This is a genomic window from Bacteroidota bacterium (assembly GCA_035506275.1).
GTDB lineage: Bacteria > Bacteroidota > Ignavibacteria > UBA10030 > UBA8401 > JAGVPT01.
The window spans coordinates 1-26,455 of sequence record DATJPT010000018.1; the positions used below are offsets into that span (position 1 = coordinate 1).

22 protein-coding genes are annotated in these 26,455 nt (G+C 54.5%); 21 read left to right on the plus strand and 1 reads right to left on the minus strand.

Annotation, left to right across the window (positions count from 1 at the left end; translation table 11 throughout):
• Positions 1-137 precede the first annotated feature (137 nt).
• The 9 genes from VMF88_12545 to VMF88_12585 all read left to right on the plus strand — a co-directional run bounded on the left by VMF88_12545 (position 138) and on the right by VMF88_12585 (position 8,964).
• The gene (locus tag VMF88_12545) at positions 138-551 is read left to right on the plus strand and encodes a DUF2752 domain-containing protein (protein HTY11887.1); all 414 of its coding nucleotides are present in this window, start codon (positions 138-140) and stop codon (positions 549-551) included.
• A 1-nt stretch (position 552) separates the two neighbouring features.
• Positions 553-981, plus strand: coding sequence for a hypothetical protein (locus VMF88_12550; GenBank protein HTY11888.1), 429 nt, complete (start codon positions 553-555; stop codon positions 979-981).
• 1 nt (position 982) lies between these two features.
• A complete protein-coding gene (locus tag VMF88_12555; protein HTY11889.1) occupies positions 983-1,798 on the plus strand; it encodes a M48 family metallopeptidase in 816 nt (271 codons plus the stop codon).
• A gap of 74 nt (positions 1,799-1,872) precedes the next feature.
• Complete coding sequence (locus VMF88_12560) at positions 1,873-3,612, plus strand: ABC transporter permease subunit (protein HTY11890.1); 1,740 nt, start codon at positions 1,873-1,875, stop codon at positions 3,610-3,612.
• The gene (locus VMF88_12565) at positions 3,609-4,913 is read left to right on the plus strand and encodes a nitrate/sulfonate/bicarbonate ABC transporter ATP-binding protein (protein HTY11891.1); all 1,305 of its coding nucleotides are present in this window, start codon (positions 3,609-3,611) and stop codon (positions 4,911-4,913) included. The genes VMF88_12560 and VMF88_12565 overlap by 4 nt, the downstream gene beginning before the upstream one ends.
• 87 nt (positions 4,914-5,000) lie before the next feature.
• Positions 5,001-6,674 (plus strand): energy-dependent translational throttle protein EttA, encoded by a 1,674-nt coding sequence (gene ettA, locus VMF88_12570; protein ID HTY11892.1) that lies wholly within the window; start codon positions 5,001-5,003, stop codon positions 6,672-6,674.
• A 157-nt stretch (positions 6,675-6,831) separates the two neighbouring features.
• Complete coding sequence (locus VMF88_12575; GenBank protein ID HTY11893.1) at positions 6,832-7,245, plus strand: hypothetical protein; 414 nt, start codon at positions 6,832-6,834, stop codon at positions 7,243-7,245.
• A gap of 336 nt (positions 7,246-7,581) precedes the next feature.
• Complete coding sequence (locus tag VMF88_12580; GenBank protein HTY11894.1) at positions 7,582-8,055, plus strand: methylglyoxal synthase; 474 nt, start codon at positions 7,582-7,584, stop codon at positions 8,053-8,055.
• 90 nt (positions 8,056-8,145) lie between these two features.
• Positions 8,146-8,964: a class I SAM-dependent methyltransferase gene (locus VMF88_12585; protein ID HTY11895.1), complete on the plus strand. Its 819-nt coding sequence runs from the start codon at positions 8,146-8,148 to the stop codon at positions 8,962-8,964.
• A 165-nt stretch (positions 8,965-9,129) separates the two neighbouring features.
• Here the strand turns inward: VMF88_12585 and VMF88_12590 are convergent, their stop codons facing one another.
• Positions 9,130-9,318, minus strand: a complete 189-nt coding sequence (locus VMF88_12590; protein ID HTY11896.1) for a hypothetical protein — start codon at positions 9,316-9,318, stop codon at positions 9,130-9,132.
• 6 nt (positions 9,319-9,324) lie between these two features.
• On the opposite strand from VMF88_12590, the gene rho reads away from it, so the two are divergent.
• From rho to VMF88_12650, 12 genes are all read left to right on the plus strand, one after another.
• Positions 9,325-10,419, plus strand: coding sequence for a transcription termination factor Rho (gene rho, locus VMF88_12595; protein HTY11897.1), 1,095 nt, complete (start codon positions 9,325-9,327; stop codon positions 10,417-10,419).
• A 152-nt stretch (positions 10,420-10,571) separates the two neighbouring features.
• On the plus strand, positions 10,572-12,608 hold the full coding sequence (locus VMF88_12600; protein ID HTY11898.1) for a M1 family aminopeptidase: 2,037 nt from the start codon (positions 10,572-10,574) through the stop codon (positions 12,606-12,608).
• 33 nt (positions 12,609-12,641) lie between these two features.
• Positions 12,642-13,565 (plus strand): ornithine carbamoyltransferase, encoded by a 924-nt coding sequence (argF, locus tag VMF88_12605; GenBank protein ID HTY11899.1) that lies wholly within the window; start codon positions 12,642-12,644, stop codon positions 13,563-13,565.
• A gap of 95 nt (positions 13,566-13,660) precedes the next feature.
• Complete coding sequence (gene arcC / locus VMF88_12610; protein HTY11900.1) at positions 13,661-14,602, plus strand: carbamate kinase; 942 nt, start codon at positions 13,661-13,663, stop codon at positions 14,600-14,602.
• A gap of 19 nt (positions 14,603-14,621) precedes the next feature.
• Complete coding sequence (gene pyrB / locus VMF88_12615; protein HTY11901.1) at positions 14,622-15,539, plus strand: aspartate carbamoyltransferase; 918 nt, start codon at positions 14,622-14,624, stop codon at positions 15,537-15,539.
• Positions 15,540-15,700: 161 nt separating this feature from the next.
• Entirely contained in the window at positions 15,701-16,897 is a 1,197-nt protein-coding gene (rocD, locus tag VMF88_12620; protein ID HTY11902.1) for an ornithine--oxo-acid transaminase, read from the plus strand.
• A 33-nt stretch (positions 16,898-16,930) separates the two neighbouring features.
• A complete protein-coding gene (locus tag VMF88_12625; protein HTY11903.1) occupies positions 16,931-18,271 on the plus strand; it encodes a cyclic 2,3-diphosphoglycerate synthase in 1,341 nt (446 codons plus the stop codon).
• A 99-nt stretch (positions 18,272-18,370) separates the two neighbouring features.
• The gene (locus VMF88_12630) at positions 18,371-19,258 is read left to right on the plus strand and encodes a hypothetical protein (protein HTY11904.1); all 888 of its coding nucleotides are present in this window, start codon (positions 18,371-18,373) and stop codon (positions 19,256-19,258) included.
• A gap of 260 nt (positions 19,259-19,518) precedes the next feature.
• The gene (locus VMF88_12635) at positions 19,519-20,646 is read left to right on the plus strand and encodes a glycosyltransferase family 4 protein (protein HTY11905.1); all 1,128 of its coding nucleotides are present in this window, start codon (positions 19,519-19,521) and stop codon (positions 20,644-20,646) included.
• A 280-nt stretch (positions 20,647-20,926) separates the two neighbouring features.
• A complete protein-coding gene (locus VMF88_12640) occupies positions 20,927-22,183 on the plus strand; it encodes a TolC family protein (protein HTY11906.1) in 1,257 nt (418 codons plus the stop codon).
• A gap of 4 nt (positions 22,184-22,187) precedes the next feature.
• Positions 22,188-23,219, plus strand: a complete 1,032-nt coding sequence (locus VMF88_12645) for an efflux RND transporter periplasmic adaptor subunit (GenBank protein HTY11907.1) — start codon at positions 22,188-22,190, stop codon at positions 23,217-23,219.
• 2 nt (positions 23,220-23,221) lie between these two features.
• Positions 23,222-26,278, plus strand: coding sequence for an efflux RND transporter permease subunit (locus tag VMF88_12650; protein HTY11908.1), 3,057 nt, complete (start codon positions 23,222-23,224; stop codon positions 26,276-26,278).
• Positions 26,279-26,455 lie beyond the last annotated feature (177 nt).

Consider the following 26,455-nt stretch of genomic DNA (forward strand, 5'->3'; position numbering starts at 1 on the left):
GATCGGTCTCGGCATCGCAAAATTGATAACCTGCGGCGGGCTCGGTATCTGGACGATCGTTGATTGGTTTCTCATCCTCGGAAAAACGCGCGAATATAATTTGAACCGTATTCTGCAAGTCATGTATTGAGCGTTGAATGGCTAAAAGAAATCTTTATGTGTTCCTGGCCGGATTGTCGCTCGTCGGTTATGCGTGGCTGGGATGGAATGTTATCGAAGGTTCACAACATTCAGCGCTGCCGTCGGTCTGTTTGTTCAAAGAGGTCACCGGACTTCCGTGTCCGTCGTGCGGCACAACGCGCTCGCTTCTCCTTTTAATGAACGGCGAACTTCGCGCATCGCTGATGATGAATCCGTTCGGCTTCCTGCTCGCTGCTGGGATCGTGGTCATTCCGCTTTGGATCGCGGCCGACGTGCTCCGGAGAAGCGACAGTTTCTACCGTCACTATTTGCGCACAGAGCAGCTCCTGCTTCGCAACAAACCTCTTGCTCTCTGTGCCGCCGCGATCGTCGCTCTCAACTGGTGTTGGAATATCGCAAAGGGATTATAGCATGGCGCCGGGGGAATTTTTTTACAGACCGGACGAGTATGAATCCGAGCGCGCGTCGAACAGCTACCTGATGTCGCTCGTCGTGATCATGGCCGGGCTTCCGCTGCCGATCGTCAACGTGATTGCATCCGCAATCTTTTATTTTGCAAACAGAAAGTCGGCATACTTTGTCCGCTGGCATTGTACCCAGACCCTGCTGGCGCAGCTCTTCACGCTGCCGGTGAATGCCGCCGGATTGTATTGGACGCTCGGGATCATATTCGACCGGACGACGATCTCGAACGGTTATGTCTCGTACCTCCTCACGATCATTCTTTTCAACCTCGCCGAATTTATCGCCACGATCCACGCCGCCTCTCGGACGCGAAAAGGAAACCATGTTGTCTGGTGGTTCTTCGGTCCGCTCACGGAAATGCTGGTGAAAGCATAACATGTCAAGGATCGCAGGTCATTTCGCCGCCATCGCAGTGCTTTTTTTCGGGACCTGGTTTCTGTTGAGCCGCTTCGACTATTTGAAATTGTTCCGCGTCGATGAATTGACAAGAGAAGCCGAGCATAACCTCGGAGAGTTAATTCTTGATGAGCTGCAAAAAAGGAACGGTGAGCTTGGCTCAGATACGGTCTATCACGTTGTCGAAGGAATAAAGGAGCGGCTTTGCACGGCGAACGGCATTGCCGATTCCTCGATCACCCTCCATATCATCGTGAGCAATGAGGTGAACGCGATCGCTCTTCCGGACCGTCAGCTTGTCGTTTATACCGGTATGATCGGTTACTGTAAAACCCCGGAAGAATTGAGCGGCGTCCTCGCCCATGAGATTGGCCACATTCAGCACGGGCATGTCATGAAGCGGCTGAGGAAGGAAGTCGGTCTGTCGATGCTGACGACCCTTGCAGGGGGGGACGCCGGCTCTGAGATCGCCCGCGAAACCGCGCGTCTCCTTTCCTCGACGGCGTTCGACAGAACATTGGAGAGCGAAGCAGACGCGGCCGCAGTTCACATGATGGCAAGGGCCGACATCGACCCGCAATCCTTTGCCGATGTGATTTTTCGTTTGTCGCGGGAAACGAACGACTTTCCCAAACGGCTCGAATGGATCAGCACGCATCCGAATACCGCGGATCGGTGCGCGGAAATTCTCCGGCTGAGAAAACAGGAGACCGTTCATGCCAGAGCGGTTGCCAGCGAAGCCTCATGGTCATACTGCAAAAGATTCTTCCGTAAGAATTCTGTTTCTGTAAAATAATATTCCCATCATCGCTTCTGTATTGCCTCTCATACCGCTTTTCTCTATCTTCATAGCAATCCAATTCGCTTTTCATGTCTCTGATTCGTGCCTACGTCCGCCTCCGTCGTTCCGTGAGCTGGGTCGACCCGCTGGTCTTCCTTGCGCTCGCGGCGCTGTTATACAGTCTCGTGGGCGTCGGGAAAGAATGGAACGGCGTTCTTCGCCCGAAAGTCGACATCGATCTCTCGCCGCTCGCCCTGCCGAAGTACACCTTCTTTTCCCTCGTCCGCGGGTTCGTGGCGTACGGTATCTCGCTTGTCTTCACGATCGTCTACGGCTACGTCGCCGCCTATAACCGGCGCGCCGAGAAGGTGATGATCCCCCTTCTCGACATCCTCCAGAGCATTCCTGTTCTCGGATTCCTTCCGACGCTCGTCCTGGCGCTCGTTGCCCTCTTCCCGACGTCGAACATCGGCCTCGAACTTGCTGCGGTCATCATGATCTTTACGGGGCAGGTCTGGAACATGACGTTCAGTTTTTACAATTCGCTCCGCGCGATACCGTCGGAGTTGCGTGAAGCGGGGAGCGTGTACCGGCTCGGATGGTGGCGCCGGTTCACGCAGCTGGAGCTTCCGTACTCTGCGATCGGATTGATCTGGAACAGCATGATGTCGATGGCCGGCGGCTGGTTCTTTCTCACCATTAACGAGGCGTTCGTTTTGGGGACAAGAGACTTCCGGCTCCCGGGGATCGGTTCCTACATGAGCGTTGCCATCGCGAACGGAAATGTCCCGGCCATGATCTACGCCATCATCGCCATGACAACGATGATCGTTGTCGTCGACCAGTTCTTCTGGCGGCCGATCGTCGCGTGGGCGCAGAAATATAAATTTGAGGACACGGAAGCTTCCGAGACGGAGAAGTCGTTCGTGCTCGATATGCTGCGGGAATCGAAGTTGCTGAAATTTGCGCGGGAAAGCGTGTGGAATCCGATGTACGCATCCGTGTCGGTGAGCGTGACAAACGGCATCGTTGCGCTGGAAAAGCGTGAGGCGATTTCTTCGGTTCAGGCAAGCCGATTGTTTAAGAAGATCTCCGGCTGGCTTGTGACCGCCGCGATGCTGGCGGCCGTTATTTTGGGCTCGTGGAAAATGTTCGGCCTTTTTGCCGAGGTCGCAGCCGCCGAATGGCTGACGATCTTTTTGCGCCTCCTTTTTACGTTCATCCGCGTGTTCGTAGCCGTCGTCGTCGGCACGGCGTTGATGGTACCGGCCGGCGTTGCCATCGGACTCAACCCGAAATTGTCGCGCATCCTCCAGCCCGTGGCGCAAGTTGCCGCGTCGTTCCCCGCACCGATGCTTTTCCCGCTGGTGATCATGGTTCTCTCCGGCGCGGGCATCGGCATCGAGATCGGCGCGGTCGTGCTGATGCTCCTCGGTACGCAATGGTATATTCTCTTTAATGTGATCGCCGGCGCCATGGGGATTCCGCAGGACCTCCGTGAAGTCGCGAACGTCTCGCGGTTGACGAAGTGGCAGGTATGGAAACGCCTCATCCTTCCCGGAATATTTCCGTCGCTGGTCACCGGCTGGGTGACGGCGACCGGCGGCGCTTGGAATGCCAGCATCGTTGCGGAGTACGTCCATTTTGGCGACAAGACATTGATCGCGACCGGGCTCGGTTCCACCATCACCGACGCCACCGACGCCGCGAACTTCGGCATCCTCGCCGCGAGCGTCCTTGTCATGGCAGCAACGGTCGTCACGATTAACAAACTCTTCTGGAAAAAACTCTATCGCATTGCAGAAACCCAATACAGCCTGAACAAATGAACTCGATCGCTATCGCCGAAATCCGCAACGTCTGCAAGGAGTTCACGCTTCCGAACGGTGCGGACTTGAAAGTGCTGGAAAATGTTTCGCTGCAGATCCATCCGGGCGAGATCGTCGCTCTTCTTGGGCCGTCGGGGTCGGGGAAGTCGACGATGATGCGCATCCTCACCGGTCTTATCACTCCGACGACGGGAGAAGTTCTCGCCTATGAAAAGCCGCTCGTCGGATTCCACCCGCGCGCGGCGATCGTCTTTCAGAATTTTGCCCTGTATCCCTGGCTGACGGTCCATGAGAATATCGCGATGGGGCTGGAATGGCTCCAGCTTCCGGAGGAAGATCTCCGTACCCGCGTCCGGCAGGCGGTCGATAAGGTCGGCTTGGAAGGCTTTGAAGAGGCATACCCGAAGGAGCTTTCCGGCGGGATGAAACAACGCGTCGGCATCGCGCGCGCGATCGTCGTCCAGCCGGAGCTGCTGTGCATGGACGAGCCGTTCAGCGCCCTCGACGTACTGACGGCGGAGAACCTGCGCGCCGAAGTGCTCAATCTCTGGCTCGACCACAAGGTGGAAATCAAGAGCGTCCTGTTCGTGACGCACGATATCCGCGAAGCGGTCTTCCTCGCGAACCGCATCGTCGTGCTCGGCAGCAATCCGGGCTCGATCCGCATCATTTTGCAGAACGACATGCCGCATCCGCGCGACATGCGCTCTCCCGCGTTTCTCACGATGATCGACCGCATCCACGACATCATCACCAGCGCGATCATTCCGGACGAAGCGGTTCCTTCTGTGCCGACCGCGGTAGCGCGCCATGTGGAGCCGCTGCCGTATGCCGCACCGGGAGAGATCCTCGGCTTGCTGGAAATTCTTGACGACAACAACGGCACCGTCGACATTTTCGACCTTGCGCAGAAGACCGGAAAAGACTTCGGCTCTACCATCACTGTGGTCAAAGCCGCCGAACTGCTCGATTTTGTCGATACGCCGAAGCACAACGTCGTCTTCACCGACACCGGAAAGCAATTCCTGAAGGCGGACGTCAACAACAGAAAGCTGCTGTTCAAACAACAGCTCCTTTCGCTGAGACTGTTCGAGGTCATCTCCGGTATGCTGCAGAAGAACGAATCGCTGAACCTCGACGAAGAGATCGTCCTTGAACAGCTCGCCATCATCCTTCCCAATGAAGATGTCGAGAAACTTTTTGAAACGATGGTCGGATGGGCGAGGTACGGTGAGCTCTTCGGCTACAACGCCGATGATAAGGTTCTGTATTTGGATACAGGCCAGGAAACGGCAGGGTAACGTCACCTCACCATCGATAGGCGGTGTTTCGCAGTTCGTCACAGCGTTCTTAAACCCTCATCAGAAATATATCACCCTGGAAGTTCAGTGAGCGACAATAAAATCATCTTCTCGATGGTCGGCGTCGGGAAAATCCACAAGCCGAACAAACAGGTCCTGAAGGACATCTATCTCTCGTTCTTCTACGGCGCGAAGATCGGCGTACTCGGGTTGAACGGGGCCGGGAAAAGCACGCTCCTCCGGATCATCGCGGGAATCGACAAAGAATACATCGGCGAGATCACGTCGCAAAAAGGGATCTCATTCGGCTACCTGCCGCAGGAACCGGAGCTCGATCCGGCGAAGACCGTGAAAGAGATCGTGGAGGAAGGCGTTCATGAGATCGTTGCACTCATCAAAGAGTATGAGGCGGTGACCGCGAAGTTCGGCGAGCCTGATGCCGACATCGACAAGTTGCTGGAAAAGCAGGGAAATCTTCAGGAGAAGATCGACCATCTCAATGCGTGGGATATCGACAGCAAGCTGGAGCAGGCAATGGACGCTCTTCGCTGTCCCCCAGGAGAGACCCCGGTAAGCGTTCTTTCCGGCGGCGAGCGCCGCCGCGTGGCCCTCTGCCGGCTTCTTCTGCAGGAACCCGATGTTCTCCTCCTCGACGAACCGACCAATCATCTCGACGCCGAATCCGTGGCCTGGCTTGAACAGCATCTCAGTCAGTATAAAGGAACCGTTCTCGCGGTAACACATGACAGGTATTTTCTTGATAACGTGGCGGGCTGGATCCTGGAATTGGACCGGGGCGAAGGCATCCCCTTCAAAGGAAATTATTCCTCTTGGCTCGAGCAGAAGCAGCAACGGCTCAGCGTCGAAGAGAAGCAGGAATCGAAACGGCAGAAGGCTCTTTCGGAAGAGCTGGAATGGGTTAGAATGAACCCGAAGGGGCGCCACGCGAAAAGCAAGGCGCGCATCGCGGCATACGAGAAAATGCTCGCCGACGAATCAGAGAAGCGGAACGAAGAGCTGGAAATTTTCATCCCATCCGGTCCACGGCTCGGGGACGTCGCTATCGAGGCCCATAATGTGTCAAAAGCCTATGGCGACAATCTTCTGGTCGAAGACATGAACTTTTCCCTCCCACACGGCGGCATCATCGGGGTGATCGGTCCGAACGGCGCCGGCAAGACGACATTGTTCCGCATGATTACCGGAAGCGAAAAGCCGGATTCCGGTGAGTTCAAGATCGGCGAGACGGTAAAGCTCGCCTACGTCGACCAGAGCCGGCCCCTCGATCCGGAGAAAACGATCTGGCAGGAAATTTCCGGAGGAGAAGACCTTCTGAAGCTGGGAAACCGCGAAGTCAATTCACGGGCATATGTCGCCCGGTTTAATTTCAGCGGGAGCGATCAGCAGAAGAGGACCGGCGAGTTGTCCGGCGGCGAGCGCAACCGAGTCCACCTTGCAAAGATTTTGAAGGAGGGGGCGAACGTTCTCCTTCTCGACGAGCCGACCAACGACCTCGACGTCAACACCCTCCGCGCGCTCGAAGAAGCGCTGATGAATTTTGCCGGATGCGCCGTCGTCATCTCTCACGACCGCTGGTTCCTCGACCGCATCGCAACGCACATCCTCGCCTTTGAGGGGGAAAGCAAAGTGTTCTGGTATGACGGGAATTACACCGAGTACGAGGAGGACAGGAAGAAACGTCTCGGCATTACTGCCGACCAACCCCACCGGATCAAGTATAAGAAGCTGATGAGGACATGAGTGCAGATACGATTGATTGATCATCGATCATTGATCATTGATCATTGTTCATTGTTAGCTGTACCCCCCCTTGACAATGTCTCACCATATCTCTATACTTGCTTCGTTTTGAAATCCGTCACAGCATTTTTCACGTCCACCAACGCGGAGGATATCCATGAAAAAATTGTTGATCGGTTTCGTCGCTGTATTTCTTACCCTCGAAGTCCTTGATGCACTCATCCATGGCGTCATTTTAATGAGCACGTATATGGCCATGCAGAGCGTCTGGCGAGCAGATATGATGGCGAAGATGTGGGTGCTGCATGTGGTGAAACTCATAACTGCATTCTTTTTCGTCGTTATCTTCTCAAAAGGGTATGAAAACAAAGGAATCATGGAGGGTATCCGGTATGGCTTCTATGTCGGCATGATCGTTGCCAGCGGGTTTGGACTTGGCACGTATGCGAGCTTCCCGATTCCGCACGCACTTGCTCTCCATTGGTTCGTTTTGACGCTCATTGAATACGTCATCGCGGGAGTCGTTGTCGCCCTGGTCTACGGAAGAAAAGAGGCCGCACCTCAGGTGTGACGCCCTGGTAAATGATGCAGCGAGCCCCGATTATTTAAGCGATCGGGGTTTGTTATTTATTGCAGATGAACAATCATCACCGCCGATCGATTCTTCAACCCGAAACGGTAGTTTGCGGCTTGAGAATTTCTCCCCTCGCTCCCAAACTCCTGTTAGGAGCGCCTCCGGTCATTTGGTCTGCGGTCGAAGGTTTTCACTCAGTTCCCAATCGGAGATTGGGAACGAGAGAATCCTTGTCCAAAAGCATCGAATGCGGAGACGTAACACTTCCCAAAAACTACTTGCCATTCAATTAATTCACGTTTACTTTATGATAAAGTATTCGAAGGCGAAAAAATGGATCCAAGAAAACGTGTTGCCCTTGTCGCCCACGATAATTGTAAGAAAGATATGGTCGAATGGGTGAGCTATAACAGCGGCACTCTTCTCGATCACAAATTGATCTGCACGGGGACGACCGGAAAACTCGTGACCGATGCGCTGAAGAAGAACGCCGGCGCAAAACATCGCGATGAGATAAAGATCCTGAAGCTGAAATCGGGTCCGTTCGGCGGCGACCAGCAGCTCGGCGCCCTGATCGCCGAAGGGGAGATCGATATCCTGATCTTCTTTTGGGATCCGATGGAACCGCAGCCCCACGAAGTCGACGTGAAGGCGTTGCTGCGGATCGCCGTTCTCTATAATATTCCGACGGCATGCAACCGCTCGACCGCGGACTTTCTGATCTCCTCGCATCTGCTCAAAGAAACTTATATGCCCGCTCCGCCGCGTGATTATTCAAAATACTTCAATCGAAAGGTCCCGCTGTAAGATTTTTCTCAACGGAGGAGTCAGGATAAATGACAAGCTCGGCACTAACTTCGTGTTCAACCGTTTCACCCAATCAGCCGCTAAACAACAATGTCCCGCAAACTCTCCATCCATCTTGAAAATGTCCAAGAGACGCTCCTTCTGCCGTTATGGGGGCGTGCTGTGGAGGCCCGGAAAAAGAAGCCGCTGTTGATCGATACGGCGGCGGCCGATATCATCAATTCGATCGATTATGATTTTTCGGCGATAGCGCGCAACATCAGCCCGATAAGCCAGCTCGCATGGATCGCCCGAAGCCTGCACATCGATCGGACGATCCGTCAGTTCCTGCAGGCACATCCGTCGGCAACGATCGTCAATATCGGCTGCGGTCTTGATACGACGTTCGAGAGGGTCGACAACGGATCGCTGACATGGTACGATCTTGATCTTCCCGATGTCATCGAGCTGAGAAAGGTCTTTCTCCCGGAAACAGAGCGAAGAAGGTTTATTCCCTCTTCCTTCCTCGACGATGCCTGGCTCCATCAGCTGAAGATCGTTGACGGCGTCTTCTTCTCCTCGGCGGGCGTTTTCTATTATTTTGATGAGGAAGAGATCAAAAGCTTTTTCATCAAGCTGGCCGGCCTTTTCCCAAAAGGAGAAATGATCTTCGATGCCAGCTCTGAATTTGGGGTCAAGGTCGCGAACAAGAAGGTGATCGAAGGAGGCGGAATGGACAAAAGCGCCATTCTCCGCTGGGGATGCGACTCGGCACAGACCATCAGGAAGTGGGACGATCGCATCGCGCTCGACGAAGAATATCCGCTGTTCAAAGGGATCAAACGAAAATTACCCTTCGGAGAGATGATCGGGACGGCGTTCTCCGACCTGATGAACATCATGCGCATGGTTCATCTGCGGTTTCTTTGACCCGCGCCACTACTGGTACAGCCCGGCCTCCTTTTAATCTGCGCTCCCAAACTCCGCCTGGGAACGGGAAACATTGCGACTTACATGGATCTTTGAAAGATTCCCTTCCCGACACACTCTCGTTCCCAAACCCGTTTGGGAACGAAAAACCGGCCGTCTCTGCCTTTATTTCTGCAAAAATTGCCCAAAACCGCCGCTTTTATCACTATTCTCCATTTGCCATTGCTCTGAAAGACGCTTATCTTTGTGCATGAGGTCGGCGACCTCAAAGAGACCGCGGCTTCGACGGATTGTGTAAGGACGAGCAACTACCCCCGGATTCCCGCCCTGCTTCAGTTCTGGTTTTTTACTCATGTTTTCATGTCAACGACCTTTTCCGGCATACTTGAAATAGACCCCCAACGGCGCGGTTTTATCCGAACGCTGTCGCACGGCCTCACTGCCGGCGATCAGGATGTGCACGTTCCGGCTTCGCTTATTCAGCGTTTCGGCCTTCGAGAGGGTGTCTCGATTGAAGGAAACGCCGAATCACCGGGAAGAGGGATGCCGCAGGTATCGAAGATCGAGCGCATCAATTCTCTCCCTGCCGAAGAATGGAAAACAGTAAAAGAATTTTCGTCGTATGACGTCGTTTCACCGAACGAACTTATCCGGCTGGAAGGAGAGAAGAGCGATGTCGCGATGCGGATCATCGATCTCTTCTGTCCTCTCGGCAAAGGGCAGCGGGCGCTGATCGTTTCTCCTCCGAAAGCGGGAAAGACGATGCTGATGCAGCAGATCGCCCACGCCATCAGCGTGAACCACCCGAAGATCGATCTGCTTGTTCTGCTCATCGACGAGCGCCCGGAAGAGGTGACGGACATGCGCCGTTCCATTTCAGGAGAAGTTTTTGCGAGCTCGAGCGACAGCGAACGCGGGAGCCATGTCCGGCTCGCACAACTCGTCCTCGAATACGCAAAACGAAAAGTCGAGACGGGAAGAGATGTTGTCATCCTGCTCGACTCGCTCACCCGGCTCGGCAGAGCGTTCAACATCCATCAGAAAAGCAGCGGACGGACGATGTCCGGCGGCGTGGACATCCGCGCGCTCGAGATCCCGAAACGCATTTTCGGCGCGGCGCGCAATTGCGAGCACAGCGGATCGCTCACGATCATCGCGACCGCGCTCGTCGAAACCAACTCGCGCATGGATGAATTGATCTTCCAAGAATTCAAGGGGACGGGAAATATGGAGCTCGTCCTCGACAGGGGAATGGCGAACGAAAGGATCTTTCCGGCGATCAACCTTCCCGTTTCCGGAACCCGGCGGGAAGAACTCCTCTTTGGAGGCAACACCGCCGCGCATCAGGCGTTGAGGCGCTCCATTGCGAAATTGCCGCCGAAAGAAGCAATGCTTGCGGTACTGAAGCTGATCAGGCAATATCCGAAGAATGCTCTGTTGTTGGCCAAGTTTTAGGACGAATTGGTTATTCAACAGAAATGTGTTTTCGAAGGAGAGGTCAGACAAGAATGTCTGACCTACGAATGACAACGTGAGGGTACATCATCCGGCGGCGGATCGGGAAACCGAGAGAAATAATTCTTATATTCAGCGTGAAGTGGGTTTTTATGTCAGACTGTCGACATCTAAGAAGAGGATTGATCCTGTTCGGGATTCCGGCCGCTTTGACGTTTCTCCTGAACGGCATGCTCTTTCCGCAAAGTCTCCCGATGTCGGGATCCAAGCTCTGCTCGATGAAGCGGATGAAACAAGCCGCTGTTCTGACAAGCGCTCTATCGGCCAACACTCCGCAGCATTCCTTTGATGTCCTGAATTATACCTTGTCGGTCGATTTGTACAATTGCTTCTTATCCCCGTATCCCGGCTCTTATTCTGCAACGAACACAATGACGTTCAAAGCTGATTCTGTTCTCAGCGCCATCCAGTTGAACGCCGTCAATACTTCGCTCACGATCGATTCCGTTACGCTGGCCGGAAAATCCTTTGCTCATTCCGGAGACATTCTTACAATCACGCTCGCTTCAACGCTGCAGCCGGGAGATACGGCGAGCGTCAGGATATATTACCGCCACAATAACGTTGCAGACCATGCATTTTATGCCAGCGCAGGAATGGCGTTCACCGATTGCGAACCCGAAGGGGCGCGCAAATGGTTTCCGTGCTGGGACCGACCGTCCGACAAAGCGACGCTCGACCTGACCGCTAAAGTCCCCGCAACGGTGAAACTCGGCTCGAACGGCAGGCTCGCCGATTCCACAAAAAATGCCGACACAATCTATTACCGTTGGATCAGCCGCGACCCGATCGCAACGTACTTGATGGTGATGACGGGAAAAGTCGGCTACAACCTTGACAAAGAATATTGGAGAACGCTGGCAAACCCGAACGACAGCATTCCGGTCCTCTTTTACTGGAATGCCGGAGAGTCGGTCGCGGCGCTCGACGACATCGAGACGAAGATCCTGCCGATGGCGACGCACTACTCAGCCCTCTTCGGAGAATATCCTTTTGAAAAAATCGGCCTCGCGACGATCGCGCCCGGAGCGGGTTTTATCTGGGGAGGGATGGAAAACCAGACGCTCATCAGCCTGGAACCGGGGGCATGGGACGAGGACCTGGTGTCGCACGAGTTTGCGCACCACTGGTTCGGCGATATGATCAGCCCGGGGACGTGGGCCGATGTCTGGCTGAACGAGGCATTCGCCACATACTGTGAAGCATTATGGGATGAGTACACCAGCGGCGCCGCGTCCTATAAAAATACCATCCTTGACGATGCGAATGAGTACCTCGTCGAAAACCCCGGCTGGGCGATCTACAATCAGCAATGGGCGGTGACGACCCCCGACGTCAATACGATGTTCAACTATGCGATCACGTACTGCAAAGGAGCATGTGTCCTTCACATGCTGCGGTACGTGCTCGGCGATTCGGTGTTCTTCGCTTCGATAAAAGCCTACGCCACCGACTCGGCGAATTTTCGGCTGAAAAATGTCGTGACGGACGACTTCATCCAGAAAATGAGCGATGCATCCGGCCAGGATCTTCACTGGTTTCTCGATGAATGGCTCAAAGAGCCGAATCATCCCATTTACCAGAATACCTATTCGATCGATTCCGTGGCGCGCAAGGTCATGGTCAATGTGAACCAGATGCAAGAGAATGCGCCAGCCTTTACCATGCCGGTTGAACTGAAATTTTCATTTTCCGACGGATCGGACTCGACGATCCGGGTCATGAACACGGCCTACAATCAGCAATTTACATTCACGTTTGCCAAATCGCCGACCGCCGTTCTTTTCGACCCGAACAACAACATTGTCTTGAAACAGGGAGGGGCGTTTACCTCGGTGCGACCGCAGGGGGGGAATGTTCACCCTTTGGTGTATCAGCTCGACCAGAATTATCCGAACCCGTTCAACCCGGCCACGCGAATAAATTTTGCGGTGGCGAAGACAACGCTCGTGACGTTGAAAATTTACGATATCCTTGGAAAGGAGATCGCCGTGCTGACGAACGCGACGATGAATCCCGGAGAATATTCTATTTCATGGGATGCGGCATCGATGCCGAGCGGGGTCTATTTTTACCGGCTGCAGGCAGGGGAATTTGTTCAGACAAAAAAACTGATTCTGTTGAAATAATTTCATCGACTATTTTTTCGAAGGAGTGTATCAGTGAAAAAACGCGATTTCCTGACGATCAGAGACATGAGCACGAAAGAAATTCTTGCGACGTTTGCGCTCGCCCGCAAGATGAAATCGAACAGAAAGCGGTACAGCAGGTCGCTTCAGGGAAAAACACTTGCCCTTATTTTTGAAAAACCGTCGCTCCGCACGCGCACCTCGTTCGATGTCGGCATTCAGCAGCTCGGCGGTTTTTCGCTCTACCTGTCGCCGGCGGAGATCAGCCTCGGGAAGCGCGAATCGATTCACGATGTGGCAAAGAACCTCGAGAGGATGGTCCAGGGGATCATGATCCGGACATTCGCCCATCAGATCGTGACCGATATGGCGGCGTACGCATCGATTCCGGTGATCAACGGACTCACCGATTATTCCCATCCTTGCCAGGCGATGGCGGATTTTATGACGATCCAGGAAAAAAAGAAGAAGCTTAAAGGGTTGAAACTCTGCTACGTCGGGGACGGGAACAATGTCGCGCATTCCCTCATGTTCGCCGGGGCCCGGCTCGGCGTGAACGTCACCGTGGCCTCCCCTTCCGGCTATGAGCCGCATGCGACTGCGATCGAACAGTCGCGGGAAGATGCGGAACAGACCGGCGCGGTCATTCAGATCGTCAACGATCCGCAAGAGGGAGCGATGAACGCCGACGTCGTCTACACCGATGTGTGGGCGTCGATGGGGCAGGAAGCCGAAGCCGAGGAGCGGAAGAAAATATTTCTTCCGTACCAGGTGAATGCCGCGCTCATGGCAAGGGCAAAGAGAGACGCGATTTTTATGCATTGTCTCCCCGCTCACAGGGGGGATGAAGTGACAGATGAAGTGATCGACTCGAAACAATCGGTTGTGTTCGACGAAGCCGAGAACCGGCTGCACGCGCAAAAAGCGATTATGTATCAATTGATGAAGGGGGGATGAGTGATGGGTTTTGCGTTATACGGAAAACCTAAACCTTGCAACGCTCTCCAGAAGGGATGATCCATTCAGAAAGGCAGGGGGAGCGAAAAAGCACCATGCCCAAAACTGCTCTCATAGCGATCGGGGGAAATTCCCTCATTCACGCCGGTGAACGCGGAACGATCGATGAACAGCTTGCCAATGCCCACGCAACGGCGCGGAACATCGTGCAGATGGTCGCCCGCGGCTGGCGGTTGGTGATCACGCACGGCAACGGCCCGCAGGTCGGCGCCGCGCTCCTCCGCTCCGAGCGCGCGGCGGGCGAAGTCTATACGCACCCGCTCGACATTTGCGTAGCGACAACGCAGAGCGAGATCGGCTATATCATCCAACGGGCAATGGAATACGAGCTCCGGCAGATCGGACTCTTCACGCCGGTCATGACGGTGCTCACGCAGGTGCGCGTCGACGAGAACGACCCGGCCTTCACAAATCCGACCAAGCCGATCGGACCGTTCTATTCGAAGACCGTCGCAGAAGAAAAACAGAAAGCCCTCGGCTGGAATATCGTCGAAGATTCCTCGCGCGGCTACCGGAGAGTCGTTCCTTCGCCGGAACCGGTCGAGGTTTTTGAGCAGGACATCATCCGCAAGATCCTGAACCTCGACATGATCGTCATCGCTGTCGGCGGCGGGGGAATTCCCGTGATCGAAAAGGAACACTACCGCGTTCTCGGGTCCGAAGCGGTGATCGACAAAGATCGCGCCTCCGCACTTCTTGCATCGAGCCTCAACGCCGACCTGTTCATCATCAGCACGGACGTGAAACAGGTCTACCTCGACTATAAAAAGCCGGGGCAGCGTCCGGTAGGACAAACGACGGTAAGGGAAATGGAGGTTCATCTCGCTGAAAAGCAATTCGCCGCGGGGAGCATGGGGCCGAAAGTCGAATCGGCGATCCGGTACCTTAAAAGCGGGGGGAAGGAAGCGATCATTACTTCGTATGAGTGCCTGATCGACGCTGTGGATGGGAAGACCGGCACGCATATCGTTCCATGAGAGTCTAACGGAGCACACAATGCATCTGAAGCACGTCATCGAATCACAGCAGTTCACGGTCCCGCTGTTGATGGAGTTGTTCGACAGGTCGCAGCAGATGGAGAAGATCGTCGCCCGCGGCGGGACGCGCGACTACGAAAATAAGATCATGGCGACGCTCTTCTACCGACCCTCCACCCGGACGCGCTTTTCCTTCGAGGCGGCAATGCACAGGCTCGGCGGAAGCGTCCTTTCGACCGAACGGGCGAACGAGTTTTCCTCCGAAGTGAAAGGAGAGCATCTGGAAGACACGATTCGCATCATTGCAAGCTGCAGCGATGTGATCGTCCTCCGGCATTCGGAAGAGGGGGCTGCAAAACGAGCGGCTGCAGTTTCTGCCGTTCCCGTGATCAATGCAGGTGAAGGCGCGGGCGGCCAGCACCCGACGCAGGCGCTGCTTGATCTTTATACAATTTACAGAGAATGCAAGGCATTGAACGGCCTTTCCGTCGCCCTCATCGGAGCGCTTGATGAAGGCCGCACGGCCCGGTCGCTGGCGTATCTGCTCAGCAAGTTTGAGCGGGTGAAGCTGTATTTCATCGCCCCGAAAGAGATGCAGATCAAACCCGATATTCTCGCGTATTTGGATCATCACGGAGTTGAATATGAGCTGGCTGAGAGCCCGGAAAAAATTCTTCCGCAGATCGACGTGGTGTATCAAACCCATATTGACCGCGAGCGGCTGCGGCAGAGCGACATCGACCTTGCGGCGTACAATATTGACGCCGACGTGTTGAAGAATATGAAATCGAATGCCGTCGTGATGCATCCTCTTCCCCGCTCGGTGGAGATCGCCCCGGAAGCGGACAACGACCCCCGCGCGGTGTATTTCCGTCAATCACGCAACGGACTGTATGTCCGCATGGCGCTGCTGACACTGTTGTTTGAACATGAATGACACTGCATTAAAAATGTACCATGCCGGCAATCCGACGCCGGCGCTCTTCGATTCAGCGCTGGTCGCCTATTACCTCAATTTGACCTGACGTCCTCGCCGTTCTTCCTGCTGTTACTCAATTCATTCAGGCAACTTCACTCACCAGGAGCATGGAATGTTCTATGAAGACTCAGGACTACATCTCACTCGAAGAGCGATACGGCGCTCACAACTACCGGCCGCTCGACGTCGTCATCCACAAAGCAAAAGGCGTTTGGGTGACGGATGTCGACGGAAAAAAATATCTCGACTGTCTCGCGGCATATTCCGCGGTAAATCAGGGGCATTGTCATCCCGGTATTCTCAAAGCGTTTACCCGGCAAGCAAGAAAGGTGACGTTGACCAGCCGCGCCTTCCGCAACGATCAGCTTCCTCTTTTGTATAAGATGCTTCACGACCTTACCGGCTATGAGGCCGCACTCCCGATGAACACGGGAGTTGAAGCCGTTGAGACGGCGATCAAAGCGGCAAGGAAATGGGGCTATACGGTGAAAGGCATACCGGAAAATAAGGCGGAAATCATTTGTGCGGCGGATAATTTTCACGGCCGGACCACGACCATCGTCAGTTTCTCGACCGAGGCACAGTATCGAAACGGTTTCGGTCCGTTTACCCCCGGCTTCACGATCGTCAACTACGGCGACACCGGCGCTCTGCAGCGGGCGATCAATAAGAATACAGCGGCGTTCTTAATAGAGCCGATTCAGGGGGAAGCAGGCATTGTTGTTCCCCCCGAGGGATATCTGCGCGAGGCGTCGCGACTCTGCAAAGAAAATAATGTGCTGCTCATTGCCGATGAAATTCAATCGGGACTGGGCCGGAGCGGCAAGATGTTCGCGTTCGAGTACGACAGCATTCGACCGGATATCGTGATCATCGGAAAAGCGCTGGCGGGAGGATTCTACCCGGTCTCGGCGGTGCTGTCAAGCAAAGAGATCCTCGGTGTGTTCACTCCGGGGGATCACGGTTCGACGTTCGGCGGCAATCCGCTCGCGGCCGCCGTTGCATGTGCGGCATTGACGGTGCTGGTGAAGGAAAAGCTGGCGGACCGTTCGTTCAAGCTCGGAGCCTATTTCATCGAAAAGCTCCGTTCGATCAAAAGCCCGCATATCAGGGAAGTCCGCGGCAAAGGTCTATGGATCGGCCTTGTTCTTGATACCAAAGCGCGGCCGTACTGCGAAGCGCTGATGAAGGAAAATATTCTCTGCAAAGAGACGCACGACTCGGTCATCCGATTCGCGCCTCCTCTTGTCATCACCAAAAAGGAAATTGACTGGGCATTTGCCCGCATAGCGAAGGTCATTCGGTCGCTGGACTGATCTTGAATCATCCTACCAACAAAGGAGCCGGTTATGTCAGAAAACAAACGAATCAACACAATTATCGTCGGGGCGGCTGGAAGGGATTTTCATAATTTCAACATGGTGTACCGGGGGAGGGCTGAATACAACGTCGTTGCATTTACCGCGGCGCAAATTCCAAACATCGCCGGAAGAAAATATCCGGCGGCATTAGCGGGCGGGTTGTACCCGAAGGGTATACCCATCCACGAAGAAAAGGACCTTGAGCGATTGATCGCCGACCACAATGTCGATGAGGTGGTCTTTTCATACAGCGACGTAACATACCGCCGTGTCATGAGCCTTGGCTCGCGTGCGACCGCCGCCGGGGCGCATTTCAAGATTCTCGGAACCCGTGAGACAACGGTGAAAAGCACCAGGCCGGTCATTTCCGTTTGTGCCGTCCGCACCGGGAGCGGAAAAAGCCAGACTTCCCGGAAGGTCGCAAAACTGCTGCATGAATCCGGGTTCCGCGTTGCCGCGGTCCGCCATCCGATGCCGTACGGCGATCTGGAGAAGCAGAAAGTTCAGCGCTTTGCAGCTCTTGCCGACCTGAAGAAGCATAAATGCACGATCGAAGAAATGGAGGAGTACGAGCCGCATATCGTCAGCGGGACGATCATCTACGCCGGCGTCGATTACGAGGCGATCCTGCGCCAGGCCGAGAACGACGCCGATGTCATTATTTGGGACGGGGGGAACAACGACCTTCCGTTCTATAAGCCCGACCTCCACATTGTCGTAGCCGACCCCCTGCGCACCGGCGACGAGTTGACGTACTATCCGAGCGAAGCGAACCTCCGGATAGCCGACGTTGTCATCATCAACAAGATCGATTCTGCCGCGCCGGAAGCGGTGGTGAAACTCCGTGCGAATATTCGAAGCGTCAACGCAAAAGCGAAGATCATTGACGCCGCATCTCCGATAATGCTGGAGCGTAATGAGCTCGTTGCCGGAAAGAAAGTACTGGTCATCGAAGACGGGCCGACGCTGACCCACGGCGAGATGAAGATCGGCGCCGGGACGGTTGCCGCTCAGAAATTCGGCGCGGCAGAGATCATCGACCCGCGGCCGTATGCAACGGGCGAGATCCAAAAGACTTTCCAGGCATACCCGAAGATCGGGACGCTCCTGCCTGCCATGGGCTACAGCGACCGTCAGGTGCACGACCTCGAAAAGACGATCAACAAGGTGCCGTGTGATGTTGTCATTATCGGAACGCCGATCGATTTGAACCGGATCGTGAAGATCAGGAAGCCGGCTCTTCGGGCGACGTACGACCTCGAAGAAATCGGCGAACCGAACCTCCAAACGGTATTGAAGGATTTCACGAAGAACATAAAGCGCCACTGAGTCCGATCCCAAAAGTTAAACCTTTGCCGCCGGCGGTGTTCTAATCAACATCACTGCGGCATTTTTTTTAAAATTCCAATTTCAAAAAGTTCTCGGTCTATGAAGAATTATTCACGATGGATTTCCGCTTTTCGACGAAGCGCTGTCGGTGTCCGGCGGAATTTACGCAGCGTGCTTATTGCTTCCCTCTGTTGTATGGCCGGCTGCGGCATGATCGACCTCAAAAGCCATTGGCGGAATCGTCCCATTGTCATCGACGGAAGAAACACCGAATGGGGAACCTCGCTCGTGCTGCTCGACGACAAAGAAACGTCGATCGCTATTCTCAACGATTCCGACTTTATATATATCGGCTTGGTCTCCACCAATCGGAATCTCAGGAATCAGGTTGCGAGAAGAGGGATGACCGTTTGGTTCGACGTTGAAGGGGGGAAGGATCAAAAGTTCGGAGTCCATTATCCGATGGGGTTCGAGGCCGTCCGTCCGGAATCGGAGGCCGGTTCGGATGCGGGAAGCCAGCCCTCGATAACACAAAGCACGATGCCGGCCGACGACCTGGAGATCGAGGGGCCGGGAAAAGACGATCATCATCCGATGACCTTTGCGGAAGCAGGGGGGATCGAGGCGAAGTACAAGATCGCCAACGGCGTGCTCGTTTATGAAATGAAAGTTCCCCTCTCCGATCGAAGTACGAGTCCGTTCACGGTCGGAGCAAAATCGGGAGCGGTCATCGGTGTCGGCGCGGAGACTTCGAATGCAAAAAGTTCGCCCCGGCCCACCGAGGGTGTAGCCGAAAGCGGCGGCCGTGGCGGGATGGGAGGAGAAGGTGGATATGGCGGCGGAGGATACGGAGGGGGGGGACGAGGCCGGCGCGGGGGTGGAGGGGGTGGAGGCGGCAGACGATCGTCCTCCGAAAATCAGGGAGAGCCTTTTTCGACGTGGGCGAAAGTACAATTGGCGGTGTTCGACACGTCTGCAGCAAAATAACACGCAGCATTCTTACCGGGATCCTCAGTGCGAGCGTCCCAACGTTTTATTCTGGTGTCATCAATGGCAATATTCAAGTTTGAAAAAGAAAATTGTCATGCCTGCGAAAGCGGGCGTCCATTGCAGCATCATCTCGTTCCCGATCTCAGATCGGGAACGAGAACGTAAACATCCCTCCTCTTCTTGATAATCCTTGTCCCACCCCTTATATTGGCTCAGCAAAATTATTGTTCGCCAACGAGAGTCAGCTCGTTTCTTCTATGAATCCGCCTCGTTCCTCTCAACGTATAGCCTTCGTCTGTTTTTCCCGTGCGCTGGGAGGGCTTGAACTATCTACACTCCGCCTCGTGAAGGGAATCAATTCCCGGGGAATTCATGCAATGGTGATCGTTCCGCCGTCATCTCCGCTCGAGCAGCGCGCGGTTGAATGGGGAATTAAGATGGCAACGCTTATGCCGCGATGGAGGTATGGAGATATCTTTGCCGCGCGCAAGCTTGCCGGCATCCTGAAGGAACACAAGATCGGCCTTGTTGTGATGATGCAGTCGCAGGATATTCATCTTGCGGCACTTGCAGCATATTTGTTTCCCTCGCCCAAACTTGTTTTTTATCAGCAGATGGATTCGAGGCACAACAAGCGCGATCTCTGGCATCGGTGGATTTTTTCGCGCTTGTCGCTCTGGATCACTCTGACAAACACGATGAAGGACAATGCGCTTGCGACGACACCGATGAAAAGCGCCAAAGTGAAAGTTGTTCCGCTCGGCACCGATCTTGAGAGATTTGAGCCGTCACAATTCGCTCAATCGGAAGCCCGCTCCTTCTTTGGATTGCCGCACAGCAGGAAGATCGTCGGCGTTCTCGGACGCCTCGATCCGGGCAAGGGGCAGGAAGTTCTTCTTCGCGCCATGCCCGAAGTTCTGAAACATCATCCAGAAACGCTCCTTCTCATCGCCGGGGACGAAACGGCGGGCGAACCGGGATATAAGGAGTATTTGCAGAAGCTCTGCCGATCGCTTGATGCCGACGAATCCGTGAAATTTCTTCCGTTCACGGACGACGTTCCGCGGTTGATGGCTGCGCTGGATATTTTTGTCCTTCCTTCGTTCAGCGAAACATTCGGCATTGTGGTGATCGAGGCGATGGCGATGAAAAAACCGATCATTGCCACCGATATCGGCGGACCGCCGGAGATCATCACGCACCAACAAACGGGACTTCTTGTTGAACCGCGCGACTCAGCGGTTCTTGCCGAGGCAATAAATAGATTACTGGACAACGAGCCGTTGAAAAATTCGCTTGGCTACGCCGCAAGAGAAGATGCGCTTCGGCGGTTCAGCATGGAAAACTGCGTCGATACCCTGCTTGGATTGTTTGCCGCGGTGTAAGATGTCATCCCCCTGTTCCATCCAAAAGTGATCTCTATCCCTCTGCAATTTTGGTTGAGCTGGAGTGTGTAAAAAACCATCACGAAACAATTTAATAACCTCGCACCGGCGAATACTTTTTGACAGGGAAGCGCATTCACCGTATATTGTTGCACGAATGAAATAAAACCCGACGATACGGTGTCTATTCGTATGTCATGAGCAAACAACGATGCTTGAGCAAAACATCCTGGTAAAAATCCGGCGTAATACCTGCCTTTTGGCCACTCTCATTTTCTCCGTGAATAGTTTCACAGCGATTGCACAAACAGACACGTTGACCGTCGATAAGGCAATTGAGATCGCTCGTCGGCATAATCTCCAATTGCGCATAGCGGAGAACGGCCTCCAATCGGCGAAGTTGTCGCAGGAAGAATTGTCAAAGACGAAGCTTCCGCAGTTTGAATTCGAAGGAACGGCAATTTATGCGCCGTCGTCAAATCATTTTGGCTACGACCCGGCAATCACCAACGGCGGGCAGTTTTCCGGTCAGATCGTCGCGCGGCAATCGGTCTATGACGGAGGCCTTCGAGGCATTCGCGCAGATCAGTTCGGCATCGACATCGACCTGAAAACGAAAGAATATCGAATGGCGGAACGGGACCTGCGTTATTCGGTCAAGCAGCTCTTTATTGAAGTTCTTCGTTCCGGCGAGGAAATGCGCCTCGAGTCGGAAAGCATCGCCCAGCTTTCCGACTATTTCGAAAAAGTAAAGCAGCTGACCGGAGGAGGAAATGCCTCGTACACGGATGTGCTCAAGACGAAAGTGCAGCTCTCGAACGTTCAAATTGCGTATGAAAAATCGCTTGAGTCGCAGTCGCTGGCGAAATACGAGCTCGCCGAATTGCTCGGGGGGGTTGTCGACACCGGGTTTGTTGCAGTTGGCTCGCTGAGCGATTACAACGGCGCTGCGGTCGATTCGATGCTGGGTGCTGCCTCCGACTCACTGACGAACCTCGAGCTGACCGCCGCCGCCCTGTCCATCCGGCATTCTCAGCTGGACGTTGAACTGACACAGCAGGAACTCGCGCCGACGGTTTCGCTTGTCGGCGATGCCGGATTGCTTACGTCGATCGACAACCTCCAGCTGCCGTACGACCAGCGTGCCGGACTCCTCGGATATTCCGTCGGCATCGTTTTCGAAATTCCATTCTTCAATTGGGGAGCGACCGATCTCCGGGTCCAGGAAAAAGAAAAGGCTGTCAGCGACCTTCATTTTCAATCCGAACTTCTTCGCCGTTCGCTGATATCGGAGGCAAAGCAGATCCGGCTGCAGATGATAAAATTGCGTGAACGTGTTCATTCATTGCAAGAGAACGAAAAATCCGCGGAAGAGAATTTTTTCCTGACAAGATCAAAATACTCGGCAGGGGGAACTCTTTCGATCGAAGTTCTTTCAGCCCAGCAGATGCTGACGGATACCAAACTTTCAGAGCTGCAGACGAATGCGGACATTCAACTGCTCTCTGCCAGATTAGAACAACTTCTTACTCAGTAGGCCTATGCGTGCACGAGAAAGAGCATCAACAGGAATTGTTCGGGGGACATTGATCCTTTTATCGGTGGGTGGAGCGATGATCGGCTGCAGGTCCAGCCATAGCAGCGAAGAGGCGGGAGAACAGGCGGCGAAGGCTGTCGTGGCCGTCAAAATGGACAACGTGGCTGAACGCGATGCGCTCCTCTCTGTCTCTGCTCTCGGGAAGACAGATGCGCTCAGGAAAGAAAAGGTATATTCGCCCATCGCCGGGAAAATCATTGCGATGAAGGTTTATGAAGGGACTGAAGTGAAACGGGGGGACATCGTTGCCGTGATCCAGTCGAAAGAGTCGAACGCCGCGATCATGGGGGCAGAAAGAATGATGAACTCAGCATCAACGCCGGAAGACAGGACTGAAGCGGGGAAAGTTCTGAAGCTTGCCGAATCGACGCAAAACAGCGTGAACGTTACCGCCCGGTTTGACGGCGCCGTCTCGGCCAGGAACGCCAGCGAAGGAGAGCTCGTTGTCGAGAACGGCGAATTGCTGACGATCATCGATCTTTCGACGATCGACTTCATTGCCGATGTGGCGGTACATGATATGCAGTTTGTCAAGATCGGTCAACAAAGTGAAATTGAGTTTCAATCAGTTCCCGGAAAAAAATTCCATGCAATCGTGGATGCCATTGATCCACAGTCCGACATTCAAAGCCAGACCGTGAAAGTTCGACTCCGTTTTCTTCGCGAGAAGGGGGAAGAAACTTCCAACCTTCGGACCGAGATGATCGGCACCGCAGCCATTGTCACAGGAATAAGGCATCATGCGTTATTTGTCCCCAAAAGCGCCCTCCTTCGCGACGATGAAAACAATTCCTACTCCGTCGTGACGATGACTGCCGACTCGCTCGCGCTCTCGATCCCGGTTTCGGTCGGTACGGAGACTGATTCTTCCGTCGAAGTCGTCGGCGGAAATATCCGCGCCGGGATGCCGGTGATCACGGAAGGGAATTATTCGCTCGCCGATTCCACGCGCGTCACCGTCGGCGGACAGGATTAACGATGGGTCTTTTCGAATACGTCCGCCGCCATGCGAAAGCGGTTCTCTTCACCGTCGCGGTGTTTGTCCTCTCCGGCATCGCCTTGATGCAGGACATGCCGATCTCCCTTTTTCCCGACATTACCTTTCCCCGCATCGTCATCCTTGCGGACAACGGCGAAGAGCCTGCCGAGCGAATGATGGTCGAAGTGACCAAGCCGCTCGAGGAGGTCGCAACGTCGGTTCCCGGAGTTACTATTGTCCGCTCCATCACGGGGCGCGGCTCGACGGAAATTTCCATCGGCTTGAATTGGGGGTCCAATGTTCTGCAGACGCTGCAGCTGCTGCAGGGGCGGATCGCAAACATCAGGAACGAGCTTCCGTCCGCGGCCTCGATCCAGGTGCAGCAAATGAGCGTCTCGGTATTCCCGATCCATGGATACAGCCTGACGTCGGATTCGCTGAGCCTGGTCGCGCTGCGCGATATTGCGCTCTATCAGATCAGACCGGCGTTGATGAAAGTGAAGGGCGTCGCAAAGGTCGAGATCACCGGCGGCGACACGCGCGAGTTTCACGTGATCGTTGCGCCTGAAAAGCTTGCGATGTACAAGCTCGATATCCGGCAGGTGGCGGACGCAATCCAAAAAACGAACTTCGTTTCGTCGACGGGATTGGTCGACAACAACTATCAGCTCTACCTGTCGCTTGTTTCGGGGCTTTTCAAAACGATCGATGATATCAAAGGGGTCACGGTGGCCGTTCAGAACGGCGTACCCATAAAGGTCTCCGACGTTGCTGAGGTCAAGGCCTCCGTCGCGGATAAATACATCCGCACCACGGCGCGTGGCAACGATGCGGTCCTGATCAATATCATCAAACAGCCGACCGGAAGCACCGTGCAGATCGGAAACGACGTTACGGCCGAAGTGGCGAAGCTCAATCTTCCGGCCGGTGTTCGCTTCGAGAATTTTTATGACCAGGCGGGGTTCATCATGAGCTCCATCTCGAGCACGCGAGACAGCATCCTGATCGGCGTCGTTCTTGCGATGGTGGTGATCTTTCTTTTCCTGCGGAGCTGGCGCATCAGCCTGGTGATCCTGCTCGTCGTGCCGGCGACGATCGCGTGCACGATCGCCTGCATTTCCTCGGTCGGATTGACGATCAACATCATGACCCTTGGCGGAATCGCGGCCGCGGTCGGCTTGATCATCGACGACTCGATCGTCGTGATCGAAAACATTTTCACGCATTTCACCCAGAATGCCCGTTCGGGCGATACGCGGGCGTCCTTTGCCGAGACCACCTCCTCCTCGGTGAAGCAATTGATGCCCGCCATCATCGGTTCGACGGCCAGCACGATCGTGATCCATATTCCCCTGGCTTTTCTCGGCGGAGTGACGGGGGCGTTCTTTGCCTCTCTTTCGATCACCATCGTCTTCGCCATGCTGATCTCATTCCTGTTTTCGATCACCCTTGCGCCTCTCCTCTCGATGTTCTTCATCAAGGGGTCGGAAATCAGCCATGAGATAGAACATCATCACCATGCATCGCCGCTCATGCAGTGGTATGAGCGGACGCTCCGCATTCTTCTGAGGTACCGATGGGGGATCATCCCCGTTTCGTTCGCAGTGATCGTTGCAACGTACGTTCTTTACAAGAATATCGGAAGCGACTTCATGCCGGAGATGGACGAAGGAACGTTCGTCCTGGATTACACCTCTCCCCCGGGGACGTCGCTCAATGAAACCAATCGCATCCTGATGCAGGTGGAAAAGATCATCATGTCCGTCCCCGAAGTAGAATCATATTCCCGCAGAACCGGTACGCAGCTCGGATTTTTTCTGACGGAAGTGAACAACGGCGACTATCTCGTCAAGCTGAAACAGCATCGGTCCCGCAGCATTGAAGAGGTCATAGACGACGTGCGCGGAAGGATAGAAGCGACCCAGCCGAATCTTCAGGTCGACTTCGGGCAGCTCATGATGGACGTGATCGGCGATCTGACAAACAATCCGTCCCCGGTCGAGATCAAGATCTTCGGCGATGACGCCGGCGTTCTCCGGAAGAAAGCCCAGGAAGTGAAAGAAATCATTGAAAAAGTTCCCGGCGTCGTCGACGCCTTTAACGGCATCGTCATTTCGGGTCCGTCGTTGATCGTCGATGTGGACCCGGCGCGGGCTGCGATCGCCGGGTTCAACCCGGATGATGTGCGCGACCAATTGACGACAATGATGAGGGGGGAGGGCGAGAGCAAGATCCAGAAGGGTGAAAAACTCATCGGGATTCGGACGCGGTTCCCTGATTCGTATCGAACCGACATCGGCAAATTGAAGAAGCTGCGTCTCATCAATCCAAATGGCGTCTTTGTTCCCCTCTCGACGATCGCAGCGATCCGGACGACGGCGGGACAGGCGGAGATCGACCGCGAACGGCTGAGACAGTTCATTGCAGTGACCGCCCGAATCTCACAGCGCGACCTCGGAAGCACGGTTGACGCCATCAAGACGAAACTTGCCGGAGAATTTTATCTCCCGCGGGGAATGACGATGGAGTTCGGCGGTGTCTATCAGACCCAGCAGGAATCGTTTCGCGGTCTGCTGCTCGTAGCGATCGCGGCGTTCATGCTGGTCTTCATCGTGCTGCTGTTCGAGTTCGGCGAGTTCGCTGTTCCGCTATCGATCTTTGTCGTGAACGTTCTTTCGTTGTTTGGAGTGCTTGCTGCGTTGTGGATCACCGGCGTGACCTTCAACATTTCAAGCTTCGTCGGCGTCATCATGATCATCGGCATCGTGGCGGAGAACGCGATCTTCGTCCTGCACCAGTTCAAAATTCTGCAGGCGCAAGGGATGGAGATCGAAGAGGCATTGGTTCACGCGGCTTCGGTCCGTGTGCGGCCGATCTTGATGACAACGCTCGCGGCTGTGTTTGCGCTTCTTCCACTCTCGCTCGGCATCGGAGCCGGCGCACAAATGCAGCAGCCCCTCGCTATCGCTGTGATCGGAGGCTTTTCCGTCTCAAGTTTCATTCTCTTTTTCGGTCTGCCGCTGATATACAGGTTGTTGAAGAGCCAGACTTCCTAGCGTTAAAAAAGGGGGTTTGGAGTGGTTTTTCTGGAACTTTTATGGGACAAATCACTGTTGGAAGGGGAACAAATTCCCCTTTTTGAGCCAAATTAGGGGATTCTCCTGTTATCACCGTAGTTTCATAAATACGTGATCTACACCATTGCTTTTCGGGGGCAATTGTCTATCTTGTAT

Bases quoted from the DNA above. Each gene is read 5' to 3' on its own strand.
- VMF88_12555 (HTY11889.1), top strand. From the start codon at position 983: ATGTCAAGGATCGCAGGTCATTTCGCCGCCATCGCAGTGCTTTTTTTC.
- VMF88_12590 (HTY11896.1), bottom strand. From the start codon at position 9,318: ATGAGTAAAAAACCAGAACTGAAGCAGGGCGGGAATCCGGGGGTAGTT.
- VMF88_12575 (HTY11893.1), top strand. From the start codon at position 6,832: ATGAAAAAATTGTTGATCGGTTTCGTCGCTGTATTTCTTACCCTCGAA.
- VMF88_12565 (HTY11891.1), top strand. From the start codon at position 3,609: ATGAACTCGATCGCTATCGCCGAAATCCGCAACGTCTGCAAGGAGTTC.
- VMF88_12545 (HTY11887.1), top strand. From the start codon at position 138: ATGGCTAAAAGAAATCTTTATGTGTTCCTGGCCGGATTGTCGCTCGTC.
- VMF88_12550 (HTY11888.1), top strand. From the start codon at position 553: ATGGCGCCGGGGGAATTTTTTTACAGACCGGACGAGTATGAATCCGAG.
- VMF88_12560 (HTY11890.1), top strand. From the start codon at position 1,873: ATGTCTCTGATTCGTGCCTACGTCCGCCTCCGTCGTTCCGTGAGCTGG.
- VMF88_12630 (HTY11904.1), top strand. From the start codon at position 18,371: ATGAAGAATTATTCACGATGGATTTCCGCTTTTCGACGAAGCGCTGTC.
- VMF88_12645 (HTY11907.1), top strand. From the start codon at position 22,188: ATGCGTGCACGAGAAAGAGCATCAACAGGAATTGTTCGGGGGACATTG.
- rocD (HTY11902.1), top strand. From the start codon at position 15,701: ATGAAGACTCAGGACTACATCTCACTCGAAGAGCGATACGGCGCTCAC.
- VMF88_12625 (HTY11903.1), top strand. From the start codon at position 16,931: ATGTCAGAAAACAAACGAATCAACACAATTATCGTCGGGGCGGCTGGA.
- VMF88_12600 (HTY11898.1), top strand. From the start codon at position 10,572: ATGTCAGACTGTCGACATCTAAGAAGAGGATTGATCCTGTTCGGGATT.
- pyrB (HTY11901.1), top strand. From the start codon at position 14,622: ATGCATCTGAAGCACGTCATCGAATCACAGCAGTTCACGGTCCCGCTG.
- VMF88_12580 (HTY11894.1), top strand. From the start codon at position 7,582: ATGGATCCAAGAAAACGTGTTGCCCTTGTCGCCCACGATAATTGTAAG.
- VMF88_12635 (HTY11905.1), top strand. From the start codon at position 19,519: ATGAATCCGCCTCGTTCCTCTCAACGTATAGCCTTCGTCTGTTTTTCC.
- arcC (HTY11900.1), top strand. From the start codon at position 13,661: ATGCCCAAAACTGCTCTCATAGCGATCGGGGGAAATTCCCTCATTCAC.
- VMF88_12650 (HTY11908.1), top strand. From the start codon at position 23,222: ATGGGTCTTTTCGAATACGTCCGCCGCCATGCGAAAGCGGTTCTCTTC.
- VMF88_12585 (HTY11895.1), top strand. From the start codon at position 8,146: ATGTCCCGCAAACTCTCCATCCATCTTGAAAATGTCCAAGAGACGCTC.
- rho (HTY11897.1), top strand. From the start codon at position 9,325: ATGTCAACGACCTTTTCCGGCATACTTGAAATAGACCCCCAACGGCGC.